This window comes from Hyunsoonleella sp. 2307UL5-6, assembly GCF_047345485.1.
In the GTDB taxonomy this organism is placed as follows: domain Bacteria; phylum Bacteroidota; class Bacteroidia; order Flavobacteriales; family Flavobacteriaceae; genus Jejuia.
The window spans coordinates 1-20073 of record NZ_JBLFEN010000003.1 but is presented as its reverse complement, the minus strand read 5'-3'; the positions used below and the strand labels follow the sequence as shown (position 1 = coordinate 20073).

The 20073-nt window shown below is 31.8% G+C and carries 25 protein-coding genes; 13 read left to right on the top strand and 12 right to left on the bottom strand.

From position 1 onward, the window contains the following. Both ACKGJY_RS06335 and nusB read right to left on the bottom strand, forming a co-directional pair. Positions 1–474: a DUF1573 domain-containing protein gene (locus tag ACKGJY_RS06335; protein WP_413973027.1), complete on the bottom strand. Its 474-nt coding sequence runs from the start codon at positions 472–474 to the stop codon at positions 1–3. An 87-nt stretch (positions 475–561) separates the two neighbouring features. Beyond that, positions 562–1509: a transcription antitermination factor NusB gene (gene nusB / locus ACKGJY_RS06330; RefSeq protein ID WP_413973026.1), complete on the bottom strand. Its 948-nt coding sequence runs from the start codon at positions 1507–1509 to the stop codon at positions 562–564. A gap of 204 nt (positions 1510–1713) precedes the next feature. Between nusB and ACKGJY_RS06325 the strand changes: the two genes are divergently transcribed. Together ACKGJY_RS06325 and ACKGJY_RS06320 are read left to right on the top strand one after the other, a co-directional pair. Next, the gene (locus ACKGJY_RS06325) at positions 1714–3474 is read left to right on the top strand and encodes an ABC transporter ATP-binding protein (RefSeq protein WP_413973025.1); all 1761 of its coding nucleotides are present in this window, start codon (positions 1714–1716) and stop codon (positions 3472–3474) included. 159 nt (positions 3475–3633) lie between these two features. Continuing rightward, a complete protein-coding gene (locus tag ACKGJY_RS06320; protein WP_413973024.1) occupies positions 3634–4008 on the top strand; it encodes a PUR family DNA/RNA-binding protein in 375 nt (124 codons plus the stop codon). Positions 4009–4067: 59 nt separating this feature from the next. On the opposite strand, the gene ACKGJY_RS06315 is transcribed toward ACKGJY_RS06320, so the two are convergent. Continuing rightward, the gene (locus tag ACKGJY_RS06315) at positions 4068–4403 is read right to left on the bottom strand and encodes a tRNA-binding protein (RefSeq protein WP_413973023.1); all 336 of its coding nucleotides are present in this window, start codon (positions 4401–4403) and stop codon (positions 4068–4070) included. Positions 4404–4454: 51 nt separating this feature from the next. Here ACKGJY_RS06315 and ACKGJY_RS06310 point away from each other — a divergent pair, with 51 nt between their 5' ends. Continuing rightward, on the top strand, positions 4455–5012 hold the full coding sequence (locus ACKGJY_RS06310) for a thioredoxin family protein (RefSeq protein WP_413973022.1): 558 nt from the start codon (positions 4455–4457) through the stop codon (positions 5010–5012). On the opposite strand, the gene ACKGJY_RS06305 is transcribed toward ACKGJY_RS06310, so the two are convergent. From ACKGJY_RS06305 to ACKGJY_RS06285, 5 genes are all read right to left on the bottom strand, one after another. After that, on the bottom strand, positions 5009–5494 hold the full coding sequence (locus tag ACKGJY_RS06305; RefSeq protein WP_413973021.1) for an N-acetyltransferase family protein: 486 nt from the start codon (positions 5492–5494) through the stop codon (positions 5009–5011). The two genes, ACKGJY_RS06310 and ACKGJY_RS06305, sit on opposite strands and share 4 nt — an antisense overlap. Before the next feature lies 1 nt (position 5495). Further along, positions 5496–6041 carry a YfiT family bacillithiol transferase gene (locus ACKGJY_RS06300; RefSeq protein ID WP_413973020.1) on the bottom strand — a complete coding sequence of 182 codons (546 nt, stop codon included), beginning with the start codon at positions 6039–6041 and terminating at the stop codon, positions 5496–5498. Between the two features lie 45 nt (positions 6042–6086). Beyond that, positions 6087–6509, bottom strand: coding sequence for a hypothetical protein (locus ACKGJY_RS06295; RefSeq protein WP_413973019.1), 423 nt, complete (start codon positions 6507–6509; stop codon positions 6087–6089). Positions 6510–6678: 169 nt separating this feature from the next. Then, positions 6679–7611 (bottom strand): peptidylprolyl isomerase, encoded by a 933-nt coding sequence (locus ACKGJY_RS06290; protein WP_413973018.1) that lies wholly within the window; start codon positions 7609–7611, stop codon positions 6679–6681. Between the two features lie 349 nt (positions 7612–7960). Further along, positions 7961–8284 carry a DUF202 domain-containing protein gene (locus ACKGJY_RS06285; RefSeq protein ID WP_413973017.1) on the bottom strand — a complete coding sequence of 108 codons (324 nt, stop codon included), beginning with the start codon at positions 8282–8284 and terminating at the stop codon, positions 7961–7963. 197 nt (positions 8285–8481) lie between these two features. Here ACKGJY_RS06285 and ACKGJY_RS06280 point away from each other — a divergent pair, with 197 nt between their 5' ends. Continuing rightward, positions 8482–9027: a DUF2911 domain-containing protein gene (locus ACKGJY_RS06280; RefSeq protein ID WP_413973016.1), complete on the top strand. Its 546-nt coding sequence runs from the start codon at positions 8482–8484 to the stop codon at positions 9025–9027. Positions 9028–9077: 50 nt separating this feature from the next. On the opposite strand, the gene ACKGJY_RS06275 is transcribed toward ACKGJY_RS06280, so the two are convergent. Continuing rightward, positions 9078–9707 (bottom strand): 7-carboxy-7-deazaguanine synthase QueE, encoded by a 630-nt coding sequence (locus tag ACKGJY_RS06275; RefSeq protein ID WP_413973015.1) that lies wholly within the window; start codon positions 9705–9707, stop codon positions 9078–9080. 119 nt (positions 9708–9826) lie between these two features. Here ACKGJY_RS06275 and ACKGJY_RS06270 point away from each other — a divergent pair, with 119 nt between their 5' ends. From ACKGJY_RS06270 to ACKGJY_RS06235, 8 genes are all read left to right on the top strand, one after another. Continuing rightward, entirely contained in the window at positions 9827–10603 is a 777-nt protein-coding gene (locus ACKGJY_RS06270) for a hypothetical protein (protein ID WP_413973014.1), read from the top strand. A gap of 163 nt (positions 10604–10766) precedes the next feature. Beyond that, on the top strand, positions 10767–12311 hold the full coding sequence (locus ACKGJY_RS06265) for a helicase HerA-like domain-containing protein (protein WP_413973013.1): 1545 nt from the start codon (positions 10767–10769) through the stop codon (positions 12309–12311). A 36-nt stretch (positions 12312–12347) separates the two neighbouring features. Further along, entirely contained in the window at positions 12348–12905 is a 558-nt protein-coding gene (locus ACKGJY_RS06260) for a hypothetical protein (protein WP_413973012.1), read from the top strand. 10 nt (positions 12906–12915) lie between these two features. After that, positions 12916–13890: a YitT family protein gene (locus tag ACKGJY_RS06255; RefSeq protein WP_413973011.1), complete on the top strand. Its 975-nt coding sequence runs from the start codon at positions 12916–12918 to the stop codon at positions 13888–13890. A 1-nt stretch (position 13891) separates the two neighbouring features. Then, positions 13892–14257 carry a cupin domain-containing protein gene (locus ACKGJY_RS06250; RefSeq protein WP_413973010.1) on the top strand — a complete coding sequence of 122 codons (366 nt, stop codon included), beginning with the start codon at positions 13892–13894 and terminating at the stop codon, positions 14255–14257. Continuing rightward, complete coding sequence (locus tag ACKGJY_RS06245; protein ID WP_413973009.1) at positions 14258–15085, top strand: alpha/beta fold hydrolase; 828 nt, start codon at positions 14258–14260, stop codon at positions 15083–15085. 21 nt (positions 15086–15106) lie between these two features. Continuing rightward, a complete protein-coding gene (locus ACKGJY_RS06240) occupies positions 15107–15868 on the top strand; it encodes a pseudouridine synthase (RefSeq protein WP_413973008.1) in 762 nt (253 codons plus the stop codon). 4 nt (positions 15869–15872) lie between these two features. Continuing rightward, a complete protein-coding gene (locus ACKGJY_RS06235) occupies positions 15873–16298 on the top strand; it encodes a VOC family protein (RefSeq protein ID WP_413973372.1) in 426 nt (141 codons plus the stop codon). Between the two features lie 7 nt (positions 16299–16305). On the opposite strand, the gene folD is transcribed toward ACKGJY_RS06235, so the two are convergent. From folD to ffh, 3 genes are all read right to left on the bottom strand, one after another. Further along, positions 16306–17181 carry a bifunctional methylenetetrahydrofolate dehydrogenase/methenyltetrahydrofolate cyclohydrolase FolD gene (folD, locus tag ACKGJY_RS06230; protein ID WP_413973007.1) on the bottom strand — a complete coding sequence of 292 codons (876 nt, stop codon included), beginning with the start codon at positions 17179–17181 and terminating at the stop codon, positions 16306–16308. An 84-nt stretch (positions 17182–17265) separates the two neighbouring features. Then, positions 17266–17643 carry a four helix bundle protein gene (locus ACKGJY_RS06225; RefSeq protein ID WP_413973006.1) on the bottom strand — a complete coding sequence of 126 codons (378 nt, stop codon included), beginning with the start codon at positions 17641–17643 and terminating at the stop codon, positions 17266–17268. 43 nt (positions 17644–17686) lie between these two features. Then, positions 17687–19015, bottom strand: a complete 1329-nt coding sequence (gene ffh, locus ACKGJY_RS06220) for a signal recognition particle protein (protein ID WP_413973005.1) — start codon at positions 19013–19015, stop codon at positions 17687–17689. Positions 19016–19325: 310 nt separating this feature from the next. On the opposite strand from ffh, the gene ACKGJY_RS06215 reads away from it, so the two are divergent. Beyond that, positions 19326–19844 (top strand): hypothetical protein, encoded by a 519-nt coding sequence (locus tag ACKGJY_RS06215; protein WP_413973004.1) that lies wholly within the window; start codon positions 19326–19328, stop codon positions 19842–19844. Positions 19845–20073 lie beyond the last annotated feature (229 nt).

Sequence of the window (20073 nt, the reverse complement as noted above, 5' to 3'; positions counted from 1 at the left end):
TTAGCTTTGCGCTGGTTTAGGTTTGTTAGGATCTGGCTTAACAAATGCTGTAATTTTTACACTTTCTCTACCATTTTCGGTATTAGCAGTTATATTAATGGTTTTAGAAACCTTATTAGAACCGCTTCCATTAAATTTTACAGAAAATTGTCCCTCTGCACCTGGCGCTAATGGTTCTCTACTCCAATCTTTAGGCACTGTACACCCACAAGTACTTTTTATATCAGTAATTACTAAAGGAGCATCTCCTGTGTTTGTATATTTAAATACAGTCTCCACCTGAGTTTTAGATTCTATTTCTCCAAAGTCATGTTCCTTTTTATCAAAAGTTAACACTGGAAATTTAGATGCTACAGCATCTCTTTCTGCAGCTTTAGCTACGTTTGTTTCACTAATTTTTTTAGTAGCATCTTCTTTACAACTTGTAAAAGCTATTAAGCATAACGCGCTTAACCCTAATATAATTTTTTTCATAATTAATTGTTTTTGTAATTTGATAAGCAAAAGTAGCAATAATTTAACGCTTTAAAAACTTTTAATAGTTTCTTAATAAGGTTTGGTTTATATTAAACCACGCCCCACTTTATTTAAAGCGCCTTCTGCTTTATATTCTTTAACTAATTTATCTAAAATACCGTTAATAAAAATGCTACTTTTTGGTGTAGAATATTCCTTTGCAATTTCTAAATATTCATTTATAGTTACTTTAACAGGTATTGATGGAAATTGTTGTATTTCACAAATACCCATTTGTAATAATATATAATCTAAACTCGCAATTCTATCAGCATCCCAATTTGTAGTTTTCTTTGAAATTTCAGTATTTATGGTCGCCGTATTTAAAATAGTTTTTTTGAATAAATCAATAGCAAATTGTTTGTCATCTATATCTTTATATAGCTTTGGTGCAAAATGTGTATCCGCTGTTTTAGACTTTAACTTTCTAAACAATTTTAAAATAGTTGTATTTACTGTTGGTAAATCATCCAACCAAGTCAAATTTTTGTCTTCAATATAGTCGTATAATTTTTCATTAGGCGCAATCACCTCTTTAAATATATCAACAAAAAAATCCTTATCCTCTTTAAAATCAGATGTTTTTGTCTGCATGTAGTCTTCGTATGTATCACTTTTCAAAATAGATTTAAAGATGATATCTACATACTCGCTATCTAGCTCCCAATTAATCGATTTATTATTTTTTAATTGCGCTTCTAATAACTCATTCTGCGCAAGCAATTTAAATACTTGATTGTTTACAAACTTTCTGTTAGGATTTTTATCTTCAGAAGTAGCTAAGTGTTTTTTTTGCTTTTTCTCTAAATCCTGAGCAGCTCTTTTTTGTACTTCTATTAAAAGTGATATGATAAGTAAGTAAAGACTATACATGTTTTCAATACTAAACAATAGAAATTTTTCGTCTTTTTTTAAATCATCACTCTCGCTACCATTAAAAGCATAAATGGTTTGCATTACTTTTACACGAATATGGCGTCTGTTTAGCATCATTACAAAGAACTTAAGTTAAAACGTATATTTAGTTTTTTACTTTTTACGTTGGCAAAAATAAGATTATTTTGCTAAAACAGATTCTAAAACCAACTTTTGTTACAGTAATTTCTTTTGGCTATTATTTAACACATTGCCATAAGTATCGCGACTTGTTTATATTTTTATTGATGTATATTTGCAGCTCATTTTTTCTAGGTTTAAGTGAAAGAACTCAAGCACCTTAATAAATACTTTTTTAAATACAAAACTCATTTACTAATTGGGATTGTAATTACCATTATAGCCCGTATTTTTTTACTCTTTACACCACGTTATATTAGGCGTATTTTTGAAATTATTGAAAATAAATCGGGATTAAGCGAGGTTGAAATTAAAGGCGAATTGTTAGAAGCCATTCTTTACATAGTCGGGGCAGCTATTATTGCTGGAATTTTCACCTTTTTAATGCGACAAACTATAATTAATGTATCTCGTTATATTGAATATGATTTAAAAAATGAAATTTACGCGCAGTATCAAAAACTATCGCTTAATTTCTATAAAAAAAATAGAACGGGAGATTTAATGAATCGCATTAGCGAAGACGTAGGTAGAGTACGCATGTATGCTGGACCCGCAATAATGTATAGTATAAATACTATAACACTTTTTGCTATTGCATTAATTTACATGTATAACCAAGCGCCAACATTAACACTCTACACTATTGTACCATTACCAATTTTATCAGTAATTATTTATAAGTTAAGTAAAGAAATTCATAAACGCAGTACAGTTGTTCAAGAGTATTTATCTAAACTCTCAACGTTTACACAAGAGTCTTTTAGTGGTATTTCGGTAATTAAAGCTTATGGTATAGAGCCTAAAACCTCAGCAGATTTTGATAGTTTATCTACTACCAGCAAAGAAAAACAATTACACCTAGTTAAGGTACAAGCCTTATTTTTTCCAACAATGATATTACTTATAGGCACCAGTAACCTTTTGGTTATTTACATTGGCGGTATGCAATATATTAATGGTGAAATTGAAAGTTTAGGTACTATTGCAGAGTTTATAATTTATGTAAACATGCTTACATGGCCAGTAGCCACAGTTGGTTGGGTAACCTCTATTGTACAACAAGCCGAAGCGTCTCAAAAAAGAATAAATGAGTTTTTAAAGATTGAACCAGAAATAAAAAACGAGATAAATGAGCACACAAAAATAACTGGTGATATTACGTTTAAAAATGTATCTTTTACATATGATGATACCAATATTCAGGCATTAAAAGATGTTTCTTTTAATATTAAAGCTGGAGAAACATTGGCTATTTTAGGAAAAACAGGATCTGGAAAATCTACTATATTAGATTTAGTTGGTAGACTTTACGATATAGATGAAGGCCAAATTATTTTAAATCAAATTGAAATTAACAAACATAATTTAACAGACTTAAGAAAAAACATAGGTTACGTACCGCAAGATGCTTTTTTGTTTTCTGATTCTATAAAAAACAACATTAAATTTGGAAAAGAAGATGCTACAGATGATGATGTGATAGCTGCTGCAAAAAATGCTCAGGTTCATAAAAACATTTCAAAATTTAACAAAGGTTATGACACTGTTTTAGGAGAACGTGGTATCACCCTTTCTGGTGGTCAAAAACAGCGTGTATCTATTGCTAGAGCCATTATTAAATCTCCTAAAATTTTATTATTCGATGATTGCCTATCTGCCGTTGATACTGAAACTGAAGAGAAAATTTTAAATAATTTATTTAAGATTTCTCAAGGCAAAACAACAATTATTGTTAGCCACCGTGTATCCTCTGCTAAAAATGCTGATAAAATTATTGTATTGGATGATGGTAAAATAGTTCAAAAAGGCACACATGATACACTTATAGATACAGATGGGTATTATCAACATTTGTACTTAAAGCAACTTAGTGAAACAAATGATACTAAATCACAATAAACACTACACATTTTTATAAGTGATTTTTTAATTTAATGCAATAAAATTTCAGATTTTAAAAAGAAACTTTAAAAAATCTTGGTAAGTTTCGGTTTTTTTTTAGATTTTTGAAAGTAATAACATGTATTAAGTTAAAACTAAAAAACCAATAACCACGGAATGATGGAGAACGAGGAAATTTTTTCGAAAGTATTACGTGCAGGAAGACGCACGTATTTTTTTGACGTTAGAGCTACTAAAGCAGATGACTATTATTTAACAATTACTGAGAGTAAAAAGTTTACAAATGATGATGGTTCGTATCACTACAAAAAACATAAAATTTATTTATATAAAGAAGACTTTGCAGAATTTAAAGAAATTTTAGCTGAAATGACAGATTATATCATTTCTGAAAAAGGAAATGAAGTGATTAGCGAGCGTCACCAAAAAGACTTTAAAAAAGAATATGAAAAAACGGAAACTGAAACACCAGTTGCAGACGCATCTAAATCTACTGAAAACTTTACCGATATAGATTTTGATGATATTTAATTAAAATATTTTAATGAAATTTTAGCCTTTGTTGCAATACAAAGGCTTTTTTATGATTTTTAACTAACAATTGTTCCGTTAGTTATTTTGCTTTCAGGGTTAAGTAAAATAACATCTTTACCATTTACTGCTCCTAAAACTAAGCATTCGCTCATAAAGTTAGCAATTTGCTTTTTAGGAAAATTAACAACTGCTACTATTTGCCTATTTAATAAATCTTCCTTTTTGTAAAGCGATGTAATTTGAGCTGATGTTTTTTTTACACCCAAATCTCCGAAATCTACAGTAAGTTGGTATGCGGCATTTCTAGCTTCTGGAAAGTCCTTCACTTTTGTAATTGTACCTACTCTTAAATCTATTTTAGTAAAATCTTCAAAAGATATTATGTTAGTCATTTTTTAAAGATATAAATTATTCCGAAATTTGAAAAAAACATCTTAACTCTTATGGCAAGAACACCATCAAATATGCTTCCGTTAGGAACAACAGCACCAGATTTTTCACTTTTAGATACTGTATCTGATACTAGTTTGCGATTAGAAGATGTAAAAGGAGAAAATGGTACTGTAATTATGTTTATTTGTAACCACTGTCCTTTTGTAATTCATGTTAATTCTCAACTAGTTGCCATCTCTAAAGCTTATCAATCTAAAGGCATTTCATGTATCGCTATTTCCAGTAATGATGCCGAAAACTATCCGCAAGATAGTCCTGAAAAAATGAAGCTTCATGCCGAAACTGAAGGTTATCCCTTTCCATATTTATATGATGAAACACAAAATGTAGCCAAAGCTTATGATGCGGCTTGCACGCCAGATTTTTATCTATTTAATTCAGAATTAAAATTAACTTACAGAGGGCAATTAGATAATTCTAGACCTGGAAACGGCATACCAGTAACAGGTGAAGATTTAAGACATGCGTTGGATTGTTTAGTTGAAAATACGGAAAACACAAAACCTCAAAATCCAAGTATTGGTTGTAATATAAAATGGATGGTTTAAGTTAGCCTTAGTTGATAGATGGCCACATCATGCCATGCGTCAAATTTAAAACCCAACTCTTTTAAATGTGCTACTTCTTCAAATCCAAATTTTTGGTGAAGTTTAATGCTTGCTTCATTTGGTATGGTTAATACACCTAGTATTGTGTGTGTATCTGTTTGATTTAACTCATGTATTAACGCTTTGTATAATTGTGACCCAATATGCTTTCCATGAGCTGTATGCTTTACATAAACAGTTGCTTCTACTGTAAATTTATAAGCAGGTTTTGGACGAAATTTACTGGCGTATGCAAAACCTAAAATTTGTTTATCTTCTTCAAAAACTAAAAAGGGATACTCTGAGTTTATATCATTTAACTTTTTGCTAAATGTCTGGTATGTTAAAGGCTTAATATCAAAAGTAGCAACGGTATTTGTAACATAATAGTTATAAATATCCAATAAAGCAGCTGTATCATCCTTAGTAAAGTGTCTCAACATGCTACAACCAACCTTTAGTTTTTAATACGTTTTTTATGTGTGCATAATGGTGATTACTATGCCATGCATAATTACCGATATTATAGTCTAAAAAAACTTCAGTATTAGTTTCTGGATGTATAAAACTTTTTCTTAAATCGTCATTTGAGAGCCCTTTTAATACATACACCAATTTATAATGAATGGCTTTTAAATGCTCTATAGACATTTGTATTGGTGCTGTTTTACTATCAAAAAGTTCTGCCCATTCTGCTTCGTTGTATGCTTTAATTAAAGGTTTATTTTCAGTTAATGCCCATTTAAAACGTGTGTAACTATGATGGTGACTATCAGAAACGTGATGTACTGTTTGCCGTATCGTCCAACCCTCTGGCCTGTATGGCGTATCTAACTGAGACTTAGTTAAGTGTTTTACTAAAGCTTCAAATTTAATAGGGAATTCTTCTAATATTCTAATCCACTCTGAGATTTGAGCGTCTGTTATGGGATTTGGACATACAAATTGCCCAATAGGGTATTTTAACTTTTCTAGTGCTTTTATATTCAAACTTATACCTTTATATAAAAGTAAAATTACGAAATAACACTCAATTTAAGCAACTTCATTCACACCTTTTTGCAGATAATTGACGGCTTCATATATGTTTGTAAAACGTTTCATTCTGTTGTTAAAAAACAAACTTTCAACCATGAAACTTAACATTGAAGTTTTCTTATCAGAAATAACACAATATCCTTTTAAGCTATATTCATTCTTAAAAAACTTAACCCAATCTTGCGGCATTACTGAGTAAGAATGTATACGATTTGAAACATAGGTTAAATCGCTACCATCTGTATCTAAAACAGCTATTACATCTTTTATTATTAATTTTGCATGGTCTTCCCAATTAAAAACAATGCCTTCTTTAATCTCAGAAATTACAAAATTCTCAAAAACAAAAACGTCGGCAAAATTGTAATTTAATTCTTTTATTACATCTTTATATATATTTGAATCTTTTACACTAATCATTGTTGGTCTATAGTTAATTTAGGGGAACTCAATGTAATATACAAAATTATATCTACAATACTAGCTAACTAAACTATTAACCTTAGGAGAATACCAAAATATATACAATAAAAAAGCATCTTAAAATAAGATGCTTTTTTATTATATCAAGTAAGATTGTTTTGGCTTGTTATTTTACACCTACCAATTCTACATCAAAAATTAAATTAGCATCTGGTGGGATAACGCCTCCAGCACCACGACTACCATAGCCTAAGTGACTAGGGATTACTAAGCGTGCTTTATCACCCACATTTAATAAACTAATACCTTCATCCCAACCTGGAATAACCTGACCAACACCTAAAGGAAAATCAATTGGTTCGTTTCTTTTGTATGAAGAATCGAAAACTGTACCGTCTATAAGCTGCCCTTTATAATGTACAGAAACTGTTTTACCTTTTTCAGCTTTTACACCATCTCCTTTTTGGATGATTTGGTAACGTAAACCACTATCTGTTTTTTCAAAACCAGTAGCCACTTCGTCAAGTGCCGCTTCTTGTTTTGCTTTTTCCTCGGCCAATCTTTTTTCTCTAGAGCCTTCAAAAGTTCTAAACGCTTCAACAGCAGTAAATGCTTCAGCATCTGCACCTACGCGTACAATTTCTAAGCTTTTAATATTATCACCTTGTGCAATGGCATCAACTACATCTTGCCCTTCTACAACTTTTCCAAAAACAGTATGTTTACCATCTAACCAAGCAGTCTCTGTATGCGTGATAAAAAACTGACTACCATTTGTACCTGGTCCTGCATTTGCCATAGATAATACTCCTGGAGCATCATGTTTTAAATCTGGATGAAACTCATCATCAAACTGATACCCTGGGTTACCGCCTCCAGAACCTTGAGGGCAACCACCTTGTATCATAAAATCTGGAATAACTCTATGAAACTTTAAACCATCATAATAAGGTGTGCCTTGTGGTTTTACTGAGTTTTCTAAATTCCCCTCGGCTAAAGCCACAAAGTTACCTACTGTACCTGGTGTTTTTTTATATTCTAAAGCAACTAATATTTCACCTTTTGGTGTGTTGAATTTTGCGTATAATCCGTCTTGCATTGTATTGATTTTAATTGAAGTGCAAATATAGGAAATGATTTAAGATTAAGTTTTATAGCTTTATTATAGTTTCAATTCACTTTTAATAACAAAATATGCAAATAAAGCATAGTAACCCGTTATGCATTTTGAGTTGAAATAAACAGTATAATATCTGTTCGAGTGATTTTTTTGATAAAAAATCGTATCGAAAACCAATTCATATTAAAAATTCTTATTCTCGACACAAATTTCACTCATTTCAATCGTGAAATTCACTCGAATAGACAGAATTTTTTCAAAATGCACAACAGGTTATAGTAGTATAAACGCTAAACTATAATTAGTAAAACACAAAACTTAACTAAGTCTATAAATCGTCTTTATGAGCTTCAGACATGTAGTATAGTTTCTTTAAACTTCTCTTTAATGAGGTAAACCTATATATACCAATGATAAAAAATACAGCACTAAAAAACAATGCCGCTAAAGCTAAATATTTAAAATTGGGGAAATCTTTGAGTTGAAAAAAAGCAATACTACCTAAAAGTAAATATAAAGAAGACCTAATGTAAGAGAGTAATGTACGCTCGTTAGCAAGTCGTGTTCTTTCAATAGCCAGATAGTCTCTAAGTATTACTTTTTTATCTGGTTTAAAGTCTCTACTAAATTTTAATAGTTTCTTTCTTTTCATATTCAATATTAACCTTTTTTAGATAAAATTTTAGTCAAAACATTAAAATATTATACATCATATTATAAATTTATCGATCAATCAAATTAAATAACATGAAATTATTGTAAACTTTAACATTGCACAACGACTTTTATCAAAACTTTAAGGAAAATCAACCTTAAATTTGAAGAAATTAAAAATCTTAAAAATTAATTATGAAAAAATCAACAATTATTTCATCTATTGCTTTTGTATTCATCTTATTGTTAAGCACTAACATGAATGCACAAAAATTCTCTAAAATGGACAAAAGTCCTATGGATGCTGCTGCATTTCCTAGAGATTACAAAGTATCAGATAAATTAATAAAAATAGTATACAGTAGACCTCAACTTAAAGGTAGAGCCTTATCAAAATTAGCGCCTAATGGTAAAGTGTGGAGAACTGGCGCAAATGAAGCTGCAGAATTAACGCTTTACACAGACATGATGTTGGGAGATACTAAAATAAAAACTGGTACTTACACATTTTACGTTATTCCTGGTGAGACAGAATGGACTGCTATAATAAGTACAGACTTAAATGTTTGGGGTTCTTACTTTTATGATGAAAAGAATGATGTGGCTCGCCTATCGGTTCCTGTAACTTCAGGTGAGGAAGCATTAGAAGCGTTTTCGATAGCATTTAGTGAAGCGGATAATGGTGTACATATGCACTTAGGTTGGGGTAATGCAAGAATAGCTGTACCGTTCTCGAAATAATAAAAATTTTTTTTGATCAAAAAATGCCTTGATATCTCAAGGTATTTTTTTTATGGAATATTTAAATATTTGTGGGTTTGTAGTGAAACTTTCCATTTTGGATGCTTCATTACATAATCTACAATTTCAGGAATAACTTTATCGCTTTTACTCCATTCTGGTTGCAAATACAAAATACAGTTATCATTAACTTTAGCAGCTTGCTCTTCAGCAAAACGAAAGTCATCATTATTATAAATGATAACTTTTAACTCATTTGCTTTATTGTATATCTCTTGAGTAGGCAATTTCATTTTCTTAGGCGATAAACAAATCCAATCCCAAGTACCTGTTAATTTGTAAGCTCCCGAGGTTTCTATGTGTATTTGTAAATTTTCGGCTTTAAGTTGCTTTGTTAGTTCTGTCATGTCCCAAGTTAATGGCTCTCCTCCTGTAACCACTATAGTATCGCTATACTTTTTAGCATTCTCAACAATTTTAGCCGTTTCAGTTGGCGGATGTAAATTAGCATTCCAACTTTCTTTAACATCACACCAATGACAACCAACATCGCAACCACCTATACGCACAAAGTATGCTGCAGTTCCTTTATGAAAGCCTTCTCCTTGTATGGTATAAAACTCTTCCATTAAAGGTAACATAACCCCTTTTTCTACTAATTGTAGTATTTTTTTATTCATAAGCGCGCAAAGGTACAAATTCAAAATAATTTAATACTATTTTGAATTTTATCATGTTTTTTGTGTTTGGTCGAAATTTTATAAATTTACAACACAATTGTTAATGAATAATCTCCCGAATGAATAAAATAGTTTGTGTACTGTTATTGTTTTTTTTTAACAGTATAAGTAATGCCCAAGTAGGAATTGGAACAACCAATCCCGATGGGTCATCTATATTAGATATTGAAGCTACAGATAAAGGCGTTTTAGTGCCTAGATTAACTACAGCGGAGAGAAATGCTATTAGTAATCCAGCTACCAGTTTATTAATATTTAATATTACAACACAACAATTTGAATTTAATTCTGGCACATCCTTATCACCTGTGTGGCGTATTTTAAACGCCAATCCAAATGTAAGTTCAGATGCAAATAATATAATTACTTCTGGATCTGATGGTGGTTCGTTTTTAGAATCTACAACGTATATTGGCAAATTTATAATTTCTGCCACAGGCTCTCAAACTATTGTTGGGTTGCCATTTCAACCCTCCTCGATAATGTTTTCTGCACACGCAAATGTAGAAAGTTATAATGTTGATGGAGACAATGGTTTTGGCAATAATACGAACACATTCCAAAATGCTTTTGGTTCTATGCAAGGCTTTGCTACTAATTATGGAGGCAGTATTTTACAGCAGGCTATTTATATTGGAGGAAACGGAACTTCTATTAATGATATATCAAGATACGCATCCGACTTAAGAGCTATAGGTATTAGGTATTCTAATCAAAATGGTGACTTTTTAGGGTTTACAGCAGCAGAAGTAACAGCTTTTAATACCAATGGATTTACTATAAATGTTACAGATTTAACAGAAGCTATAGTTGTTATTTTTGAAGCGCATAGATAATACTTGCAAAAACAACTATTCTATAATGTTAAATTAAACTGCTATTTTTATTTATCATATTACATCTTCTATATCAAACTAATAGTATCAGTTGTTTCTTTTAGTACATACCAGTCATTTTCAAGTTGACTAAAATTACACTATTTTTATCAAAACTTTGATAATGAGTAAGACAGACGAATTTTCTAAAATCATAATAGACAGCAATACATTTAAAGGAGACTCTATAACACTTGGAGCGGCCATGTTAGATGGTGAAACCGTAACGGGAGCGCACGTAAATATTCCCTTAAAAACCATGAATCGCCATGGTTTAATTGCTGGAGCAACTGGTACAGGTAAAACCAAATCTTTACAAGTACTTGCTGAAAACCTAAGCGACAAAGGTATTCCTGTATTACTTATGGATATTAAAGGAGATTTAAGTGGGTTGGCACAACCAAGCCCTGGGCATCCAAAAATTGACGAACGTCATAAAAAAATAGGATTACCCTTTAATGCAACACAATTTCCTGTAGAAGTATTAACACTATCAGAACAGGATGGTGTAAGATTAAGAGCTACGGTAAGCGAATTTGGACCTGTATTATTATCACGTATTTTAGATTTAACTGAAACACAATCAGGTATTGTTGCCGTAATTTTTAAGTATTGTGATGATAATAAACTACCGTTATTAGATTTAAAAGATTTTAAAAAAATATTACAATATGCCACCCAAGAAGGAAAGGCTGAATTTACAGAGTCTTATGGGCGTATTTCAACAGCTTCTACGGGAGCAATTCTTCGAAAAATTATTGAATTAGAACAGCAAGGTGCTGACTTATTTTTTGGCGAAACTTCTTTTGAGGTTGATGATTTATTAAGAGTTGATGATAATGGCCGTGGGTATATTAATATTTTAAGGCTTACCGATATCCAAGATAAGCCTAAATTATTTTCAACCTTTATGTTGAGCTTGTTGGCAGAAATATATTCTACCTTCCCAGAACAAGGAGATAGTGGTAGACCAGAACTTATATTATTTATAGACGAAGCACATTTAATTTTTAATGAAGCATCAAAAGCACTTTTAAATCAAATTGAAAGTATTGTTAAGCTTATACGTAGTAAAGGTGTTGGTTTATATTTTGTAACCCAAAACCCAACTGATGTGCCCGAAGAAGTTTTAGGGCAGTTAGGTTTAAAAGTACAACATGCCTTAAGAGCATTTACTGCTAAAGACAGAAAAGCAATTAAATTAACAGCACAAAATTATCCAGATTCTGAATATTATGATACCACAGAAGTTTTAACTTCATTAGGTATTGGCGAAGCTTTAGTGTCTGCTTTGGATGAAAAAGGACGCCCTACCCCATTGGCAGCAACCATGATGCGTGCACCAATGAGCAGAATGGATGTATTAACAAGTACAGAATTAGCTGCTTTACTTTCAAAATCAAAACTAGCAAAAAAATACAACGAAACTGTAGATAGAGAAAGTGCCTACGAAATGCTAAACGATAAAATTAAAAAAGCCGAAGCTGATGAAGCTAAGGAAAAGGCACGCGAAGAAAAAGAGGCCCTTAAAAAGGCCGAATCTAAAAGAAAAACAACTACTAGAACACGACGTAAAAGCACGCGTATGAATCCCGTTGTAAAAGTACTTACTAGTGCTACTTTTATTAGAAGCGTATTTGGTATTCTTACCAAAGTAATGCGTAAATAGTTTACAAAAATCACCCCCAACTTAATTTTGATTACTATGAATAAAATATCTTTATATACACTATTACTTGTATTATGTTTTTGCTATGCATGTAAAAAAGAGCAAAATCCATTTGAAATATCTAAGCAACATGTTGGCTTACTAACAGATTCTACTCAGGTTAAAGATTTAAAGTTGGCATTTCCAAATGATTCTATTGTAAAACGTATTGCAGGTGATGAGTTTATTGGAAATAAAAATAATATCGAAATTTTAGATAAAGCAGGAAAACAACTATTAATACTAGAACCAGCTGAGGCCTTAGATTCTACATCAGTAATTGAAACTGTACAAATTATTGATGAGCGTTTTAAAACCAATAAAACCATTACAACCCTAAGTACTTTTAAAGAAATTGCAGATAATTATAAAATTTCTAGAATTGATAATTTAATTAACTCTATTGTAGTTACTGTTAATAATTTAAACGCTAGTTTTACGATTGATAAAAAAGAATTACCATCAAATTTAAGAGTAGATATGGATTTGCAAATTGAAGCCACCCATATTCCTGATAACGCAAAAATCAAATATTTCTTTATAAACTGGCACTAATTTAAAATTATTGAATCCATTTTTATCTAAAATACTCGTAGATGTAGCTCGTAAAAGACTGCAAAAAAAACATATAGGCAAACCAGTAAGCCAAAAAGAAATTGTGCCTTTAGTTCGCAGGTTACAGGTAGAACTAACGCATACCATAAGCGAATATATCTTTATTCTAATTGGCGTATTTTCTGCTGGTTTTGGTTTAAAAGGATTTTTATTACCAAATAATTTTATTGATGGTGGTGCCACTGGTATTTCACTATTACTAGAAAATATTACATCCTTAAAATTAGGTATTCTTTTAATTATAGTAAATATTCCCTTTATTTTTTTAGCCTCTAAAACAATAAGCTTAAAATTTGCCCTTAGAAGTGTTGTGGCTATTTCGTTACTGGCTTTTGTAGTTCACTTTGTACATTACCCAACTATTACTGAAGACAAGTTGCTTATCGCAATATTTGGTGGTTTCTTTTTAGGTTTGGGTATTGGCATGTCTATGCGAGGAAGAAGTGTTATTGATGGTACAGAAGTATTAGCTATTTTTTTAAGTAGAAAATTATCAGTTACAGTTGGTGATGTATTATTAATAATCAATATTTTCATTTTTGCTTTTGGTGCATATGTGTTATCTATAGAAACCGCATTATATGCTATTTTAACCTATTTAGCAGCTGCAAAAACTGTAGATTTTGTAGTAGATGGTGTGGAAGAATATGTTGGGCTTACTGTAATTTCAACAAAACATGATGACATTAAATTGATGTTAACAAAAAAACTTGGGCGCGCTTGCACAGTTTACAAGGGTAAAGGAGGATACGGGTCGCAAGGCGATAGTGCAGAAAAAGATATTATTTATACTGTAATTACGCGCTTAGAATTACCTAAAGTAAAAACCGAAATTGACAAAATAGACCGTAAAGCCTTTTTAATCATGGGCATTGTAAAGGATATCAAAGGTGGTATGATAAAACGAAAACCTTTTAAGGATTAAGATGAAGAAGAAATATACAATACAAACCAGTCCGTTTATTGTACCAACTAACGATGGTAAAATTATAAAAGAACATTTTGGTAATACTACCGATGGTAATTCAAAAATAAGTATTGCACATATGGTTGCTCCTGCTGGTTGGAGCGAACCGTTTCAAACACCAGAATTTGATGAATATACTTTTATTATTAAAGGTAAAAAACAGTTTATCATTGAAGATGATACCGTAATTTTAGAAGCTGGCCAATCTATTAAAATTGATAAAAACACGAGAGTACAATACTCTAATCCATTTACTGAAGTTTGCGAATACATTGCTATTTGCACACCTGCTTTTTCGATGGACTTAGTTAATAGAGAAGCCTAAATGGAAAAATATATTCCAAAAATTATTGGCAGCCTAATTAATTTTTTAAGCTACTTTTCATCACATTTCGCAGCTAAACTAGCCATAGATTTATTTTCAATACCTAGAAAGGGCAAGATTAAAAATGAGGAAGTCTCTTTTTTAAATTCAGCACATCAAGACACTATACGTTTTGATAATATACCCATTAAAACATACCATTGGCAAGGTGATAAGGAAACTATATTACTAGTACATGGTTGGGAAAGTAATACGTTTAGATGGAAAGCACTAATACAATTATTAAAAACTAAAAACTATAATATCGTAGCTTTAGATGCGCCCGCTCATGGCGCCTCTGGAGGAAAGTTTTTTAATGCACTTCTTTATGCTGAGTGCATAAATAATGTTGCCCAAAAGTTTGATATTCAAACTATAATTGGACACTCAGTTGGTGGCATGTCTGCTATATTTTTTCAACACAAGTACCAATTAAAACATATTAAAAAGTTGATTCTGTTAGGCGCACCTGCTGATTTTATTGGTATTTTTGATCGTTATGAAATTATTATGGGGTATAACAATAGAGTCTCTAAAGCACTTAAAGCCTATATTTTAAAACACTATAACCATTTACCTGAGTACTTTTCTCCTGCTAACTTTTCAAAAGAAATAACTGCAAAAGGACTCATTATTCACGACAAAAAAGATAGAATTATTCCTTACAAAGATGGTCTAAAATTTAAACAAAACTATACTAATAGTACTTTTATAGCAACAAAAGGGTACGGACACGGTTTAAAATCTGAAGAAGTATATCAATACATTATAGAATTTTTAAACGATTAAGTTTATTGTACTTTTGCTCACATGTCTGAAACACCATTAAAACGTATTAATAAATTTTTAAGTGAAGCTGGTTATTGCTCTAGAAGAGCTGCTGATAAACTTATTGAAGCAGGCAGAGTAACTATAAACGGAATAGTTCCAGAAATGGGGACTAAAATAGCACCTAACGATGTTGTTGCTGTAGATGGAGAAATTATAAAAAACACCAAAGAAGCGTTTGTTTACATAGCATTTAATAAGCCCGTAGGTATTGTATGTACTACCGATACAACAGTTGAAAAAAATAATATTATTGATTTTATAAATTATCCAAAACGAATTTTTCCTATTGGAAGGTTAGACAAACCTAGTGAAGGACTAATTTTATTAACTGATGATGGTGATATAGTAAATAAAATTCTTCGTGCCAGTAACAATCACGAAAAAGAATATTTAGTTACGGTTGATAAGCCAATTTCGCAGACTTTTATACAAAGAATGTCTGGTGGTATTTATTTAGAAGAATTAAAACAAACTACTAAAAAATGTAAAGTTGAAAGGTTGAACAGCACCACATTTAAAATCATACTAACACAAGGTTTAAATAGGCAAATTCGTCGCATGTGTGATTATTTAAATTATGAAGTACAAACTCTTAAACGTGTGCGCATTATGAATATTAAATTAGATACAGCTGTTGGTACTTACAGAGAATTAACTAATAATGAGTTTAAGGAACTTAGCAACTTAATAAGTAGTTCTTCAAAAGTATTTCAACCTAAAAAAAATGATAGAAAATCGTAATACTATGCGTCGTATTCAACCATTCCATTTGGCAGTACCTGTTTACAATTTAGATGAATGTAGAAATTTTTACAGAGATATTTTAGGTTGTGAAGAAGGTAGAAGTAGTGACCATTGGGTAGATTTCAATTTCTTTGGACACCAATTAGTTATTCATTATAAACCAAAAGAAGACACTCGAGATACACACACTAATGCTGTAGATGGAAAAGCTGTTCCTGTACCACATTTTGGGGTTGTTCTAGCTTGGGACGATTTTCAAGACTTTGCAAATCATTTAAAAAACAAACATGTAGACTTTGTGATTGAGCCATACATTAGATTTGAAGGTTTGGTTGGCGAACAAGCCACCATGTTTTTTTATGACCCTTCTGGTAATGCCTTAGAGTTTAAAGCCTTTAAAGATCAGACGCAATTATTTGCTAAATAAAAAAAATCTAACCGTGACGTTCTCTAGCCAATAGCGTGTTTTTAAGTAGCATAGCAATCGTCATTGGTCCCACTCCTCCAGGAACCGGGGTGATGTAACTTGCCTTTTTACTTACACTCTCAAAATGCACATCACCTGCAAGCCTATAACCATTCTTTTTAGTTTGATCTGGCACACGGGTAATACCTACATCAATTATAACGGCATCTTCTTTGACCATATCTCCAGTTAAAAATTCTGAAATTCCAATAGCAGCTACAACAATATCTGCAGCTTTAGTAATCTCCTTTAAATTTTTAGAACGACTGTGCACCACAGTAACCGTAGCATCTCCTGCAGGACGTTTTTGGCTCATTAAAATACTCATTGGACGACCAACAATATGACTACGCCCCATAATCACCACATTTTTACCAGAAGTTTCTATTTGGTAACGCTCTAGTAATTCCATAATACCATATGGTGTAGCTGGTAAAAACGTAGGTAAATCTAACGCCATTCTACCCACATTTGTAGGATGAAATCCGTCAACATCCTTATCAGGATCTACGGCCATTAATACCTTTTGCTCATCAATTTGATCTGGCAGTGGTAATTGCACGATAAATCCATCTATAGCATCATCAGTATTTAGTTGCTGTATTTTTTCAAGTAATTCTTCTTCTGAGGTATATTCTGGCATTTCAATAAGTGTAGACTTAAAACCGATACGTTCGCATGCCTTTACTTTAGCACCAACGTATGTCATACTCGCACCATCTGATCCTACCAAAATTGCAGCTAAATGCGGTACCTTTTCACCTTTGGCAACCATGGCTTTTACATGGTCTGCAATTTCGTTTTTTATATCGTTACTTACCTTTTTACCGTCTAATATTGTCATTATAAAATAGTTTTCAGTCGCAGTCGCAGTCTCAGGGCTTACTCTTGCGTGTTTAGTTTTGAGTTACAATTCTTAATTTACTAGTTATCTACCTTCAGTTTTAACACCAAATTTACTTGGATTATTTATCATGTAATTAATCAATTTTCCGATTTCTTTCCCTTGATTAGAAAGATCAGCATGTACTTCCTTCGTTAAATATTCAAAAGCAAAAGCAAAATCTAGCCAAGTATTAGTTTCTGAATTCTCGCCGTCGGCATCAGTTAATTTACTTATAAAATGCTTTGGATACCTTCGTTTTCTATATGCTTCTGAAATATTAGCACAAACTGAACGCGAGCTTCGTCGTATTTGATCTGTCAACGCATATGTTTCTGCTTTAGGAAAAGATTTAGATTCATGAAAAATTTTCATTGATAAATCAAATGCTTTTTTATAAGCCAACAACTCTTTAAAATCCATAAACCACTGTAAAATGAGACTGAGACTGAGACTGCAAACTAAGTTATCGCATATTCTTCATCATCTGCATCATCTTTTTACCGCCGCCACCTTGCATCATCTTCATCATTTTACTCATTTGGTTAAATTGCTTTAGTAACTGATTTACCTCTTGAACAGATGTGCCAGAGCCTTTAGCAACTCGTTTTTTTCTACTAGCATTTAAAACAGATGGATTAGTGCGCTCTTTAGGTGTCATAGAATGGATTATGGCTTCAATCCCTTTAAAAGCATCATCATCAATATCAACATCCTTCATCATTTTACCAGCACCGGGAATCATACCTACAAGATCCTTCATGTTCCCCATTTTCTTAATTTGCTGAATTTGCTTTAAGAAATCATCAAAACCAAACTGATTTTTGGCTATTTTCTTTTGCAATTTTCTAGCTTCTTCTTCATCAAATTGTTCTTGAGCCCTTTCCACAAGAGATACTACATCTCCCATCCCTAAGATTCGATCTGCCATACGAGATGGATAGAATACATCTATCGCTTCCATCTTCTCACCTGTACCAATAAATTTAATTGGTTTATTTACAACCGACTTAATAGAAATGGCTGCACCACCACGTGTATCACCATCTAATTTAGTAAGGATAACACCATCAAAATTTAATACATCGTTAAAAGCTTTAGCTGTATTAACGGCATCTTGACCTGTCATGGAATCCACCACAAATAATGTTTCCTGTGGTTGAATTGCTGCGTGAATATTAGAGATTTCGGTCATCATCGCCTCATCTACCGCTAAACGACCCGCAGTATCAATAATTACCACATTATGTCCGTTTGCTTTAGCATGTGCAATACCAGCTTTAGAAATCGCTACGGGATCGTTATTACCTCTATCACTAAACACCTCAACCCCTATTTGATCTCCAACAACATGCAGCTGATCTATAGCTGCAGGACGATACACATCACAAGCTACTAATAAAGGTTTTTTAGTTTTTTTATTTTTTAAATAATTAGCAAGTTTACCAGAAAAAGTAGTTTTACCAGAACCTTGTAAACCAGACATTAAAATAACACTTGGTGTTCCCGATAAATTAATACCTTCTGCATCTCCTCCCATTAATTGGGTAAGCTCATCTTTAACAATTTTCACCATTAATTGCCCTGGCTGTAGCGTTGTTAACACATTTTGCCCTAATGCTTTTTCTTTAACAGTGTTGGTAAATTGTTTTGCTATTTTAAAATTAACATCGGCGTCCAGTAACGCACGTCTTACTTCTTTTAAAGTTTCAGCTACGTTTACTTCAGTAATACTACCGTGTCCTTTTAGTACGTGTAGCGCTTTATCTAATTTATCGCTTAAATTATTAAACATGTTTTTCAGTATTCAGTAGGTAGTTTGCAGCACGCAGTGTACCTCCTTATGTTAAATTTTGAATTGCAAAAATAAAGAAATATTTCGTTTTAATGCCTTAGTATTTGCCTTTTACTAAAACTAAGCTAAAGTATAAAAGCTATACGGTTTTGAGTACTTTAAATAAAACTATTTACCAGTAATCTTTGTAGCAAATACAGAATACATAATATTATACGCGTTGTTTTGTGAGAAAAAATTATAAATTTGAAATGTTTATGTTTTTTAATTGAAACTTGGGCATATAAATAAGTTGTGCATAATTTAAAAAATGAACCGTCCGAAAAATAAAATAGAAAAAACTGTTTTTGACAAGTCAATCGAGATTTTGACTTTTCTATTGATTGTAGGTTCGGGAATTTTAATCGGAATTTATTACAGCCAATTACCTGAAAAATTACCCATTCACTTTAATTGGCCTTCAAAGGACAAAAATGGATTTGGGACAAAAGACTTGCTTTGGGCAAGTCCAATAATTTGTGGGTTAATTGGAATCGGACTTCACAAACTGAATCAATATCCGTGGATTTTTAACTATCCCACCGAAATAAATGAAAATAATGCGGAATATAATTACCGACAAGCAACACAAATGCTGCGGATTTTAAACTTGCTTATTGGATTTTTATGCATATCGCTGACTTTAATGTCAGTTTTAGACGGACTTGAAATTGAAAATGGACTTGACAAATATCTTGGACCGCTTTTTCCAATTTTATTGATTGGACTTCCTATTTTCTACGTGATAAAAATATTAATGAATAAAAAAACTATGCACAACAATGGCTAAAAGTAATTGCTTGTTCTCGCCTACTTCTGAAAATCCTCGCGGATTTTCAGCTTGGTGTGTACTTGAAAAGTTTAGTACTAACCCACGCAACTACTCTTAGCCGAGAACGTTGTAGTGCATTTAACCAAACCAATGAACAAAACTTTTATTACATTATTATTAGTTCTATTTACAATTAGTTGTAAAGAAAAAAAAGTAGCAAAAGAAAGAACGTTATTAGACTATTTTA

Excerpts from the sequence above, each read along its gene's own strand:
- ACKGJY_RS06225 (WP_413973006.1), bottom strand. The coding sequence starts at position 17,643 with ATGGATTTTAAAGAGTTGTTGGCTTATAAAAAAGCATTTGATTTATCA.
- ACKGJY_RS06280 (WP_413973016.1), top strand. The coding sequence starts at position 8,482 with ATGAAAAAATCAACAATTATTTCATCTATTGCTTTTGTATTCATCTTA.
- ACKGJY_RS06295 (WP_413973019.1), bottom strand. The coding sequence starts at position 6,509 with ATGATTAGTGTAAAAGATTCAAATATATATAAAGATGTAATAAAAGAA.
- ACKGJY_RS06275 (WP_413973015.1), bottom strand. The coding sequence starts at position 9,707 with ATGAATAAAAAAATACTACAATTAGTAGAAAAAGGGGTTATGTTACCT.
- ACKGJY_RS06245 (WP_413973009.1), top strand. The coding sequence starts at position 14,258 with ATGGAAAAATATATTCCAAAAATTATTGGCAGCCTAATTAATTTTTTA.
- ffh (WP_413973005.1), bottom strand. The coding sequence starts at position 19,015 with ATGTTTAATAATTTAAGCGATAAATTAGATAAAGCGCTACACGTACTA.
- ACKGJY_RS06290 (WP_413973018.1), bottom strand. The coding sequence starts at position 7,611 with ATGCAAGACGGATTATACGCAAAATTCAACACACCAAAAGGTGAAATA.
- folD (WP_413973007.1), bottom strand. The coding sequence starts at position 17,181 with ATGACAATATTAGACGGTAAAAAGGTAAGTAACGATATAAAAAACGAA.
- ACKGJY_RS06335 (WP_413973027.1), bottom strand. The coding sequence starts at position 474 with ATGAAAAAAATTATATTAGGGTTAAGCGCGTTATGCTTAATAGCTTTT.
- ACKGJY_RS06305 (WP_413973021.1), bottom strand. The coding sequence starts at position 5,494 with ATGTTGAGACACTTTACTAAGGATGATACAGCTGCTTTATTGGATATT.
- ACKGJY_RS06315 (WP_413973023.1), bottom strand. The coding sequence starts at position 4,403 with ATGACTAACATAATATCTTTTGAAGATTTTACTAAAATAGATTTAAGA.
- ACKGJY_RS06260 (WP_413973012.1), top strand. The coding sequence starts at position 12,348 with ATGAATAAAATATCTTTATATACACTATTACTTGTATTATGTTTTTGC.
- ACKGJY_RS06215 (WP_413973004.1), top strand. The coding sequence starts at position 19,326 with ATGAACCGTCCGAAAAATAAAATAGAAAAAACTGTTTTTGACAAGTCA.
- nusB (WP_413973026.1), bottom strand. The coding sequence starts at position 1,509 with ATGATGCTAAACAGACGCCATATTCGTGTAAAAGTAATGCAAACCATT.
- ACKGJY_RS06310 (WP_413973022.1), top strand. The coding sequence starts at position 4,455 with ATGGCAAGAACACCATCAAATATGCTTCCGTTAGGAACAACAGCACCA.
- ACKGJY_RS06265 (WP_413973013.1), top strand. The coding sequence starts at position 10,767 with ATGAGTAAGACAGACGAATTTTCTAAAATCATAATAGACAGCAATACA.
- ACKGJY_RS06320 (WP_413973024.1), top strand. The coding sequence starts at position 3,634 with ATGATGGAGAACGAGGAAATTTTTTCGAAAGTATTACGTGCAGGAAGA.
- ACKGJY_RS06285 (WP_413973017.1), bottom strand. The coding sequence starts at position 8,284 with ATGAAAAGAAAGAAACTATTAAAATTTAGTAGAGACTTTAAACCAGAT.
- ACKGJY_RS06270 (WP_413973014.1), top strand. The coding sequence starts at position 9,827 with ATGAATAAAATAGTTTGTGTACTGTTATTGTTTTTTTTTAACAGTATA.
- ACKGJY_RS06250 (WP_413973010.1), top strand. The coding sequence starts at position 13,892 with ATGAAGAAGAAATATACAATACAAACCAGTCCGTTTATTGTACCAACT.
- ACKGJY_RS06235 (WP_413973372.1), top strand. The coding sequence starts at position 15,873 with ATGCGTCGTATTCAACCATTCCATTTGGCAGTACCTGTTTACAATTTA.
- ACKGJY_RS06240 (WP_413973008.1), top strand. The coding sequence starts at position 15,107 with ATGTCTGAAACACCATTAAAACGTATTAATAAATTTTTAAGTGAAGCT.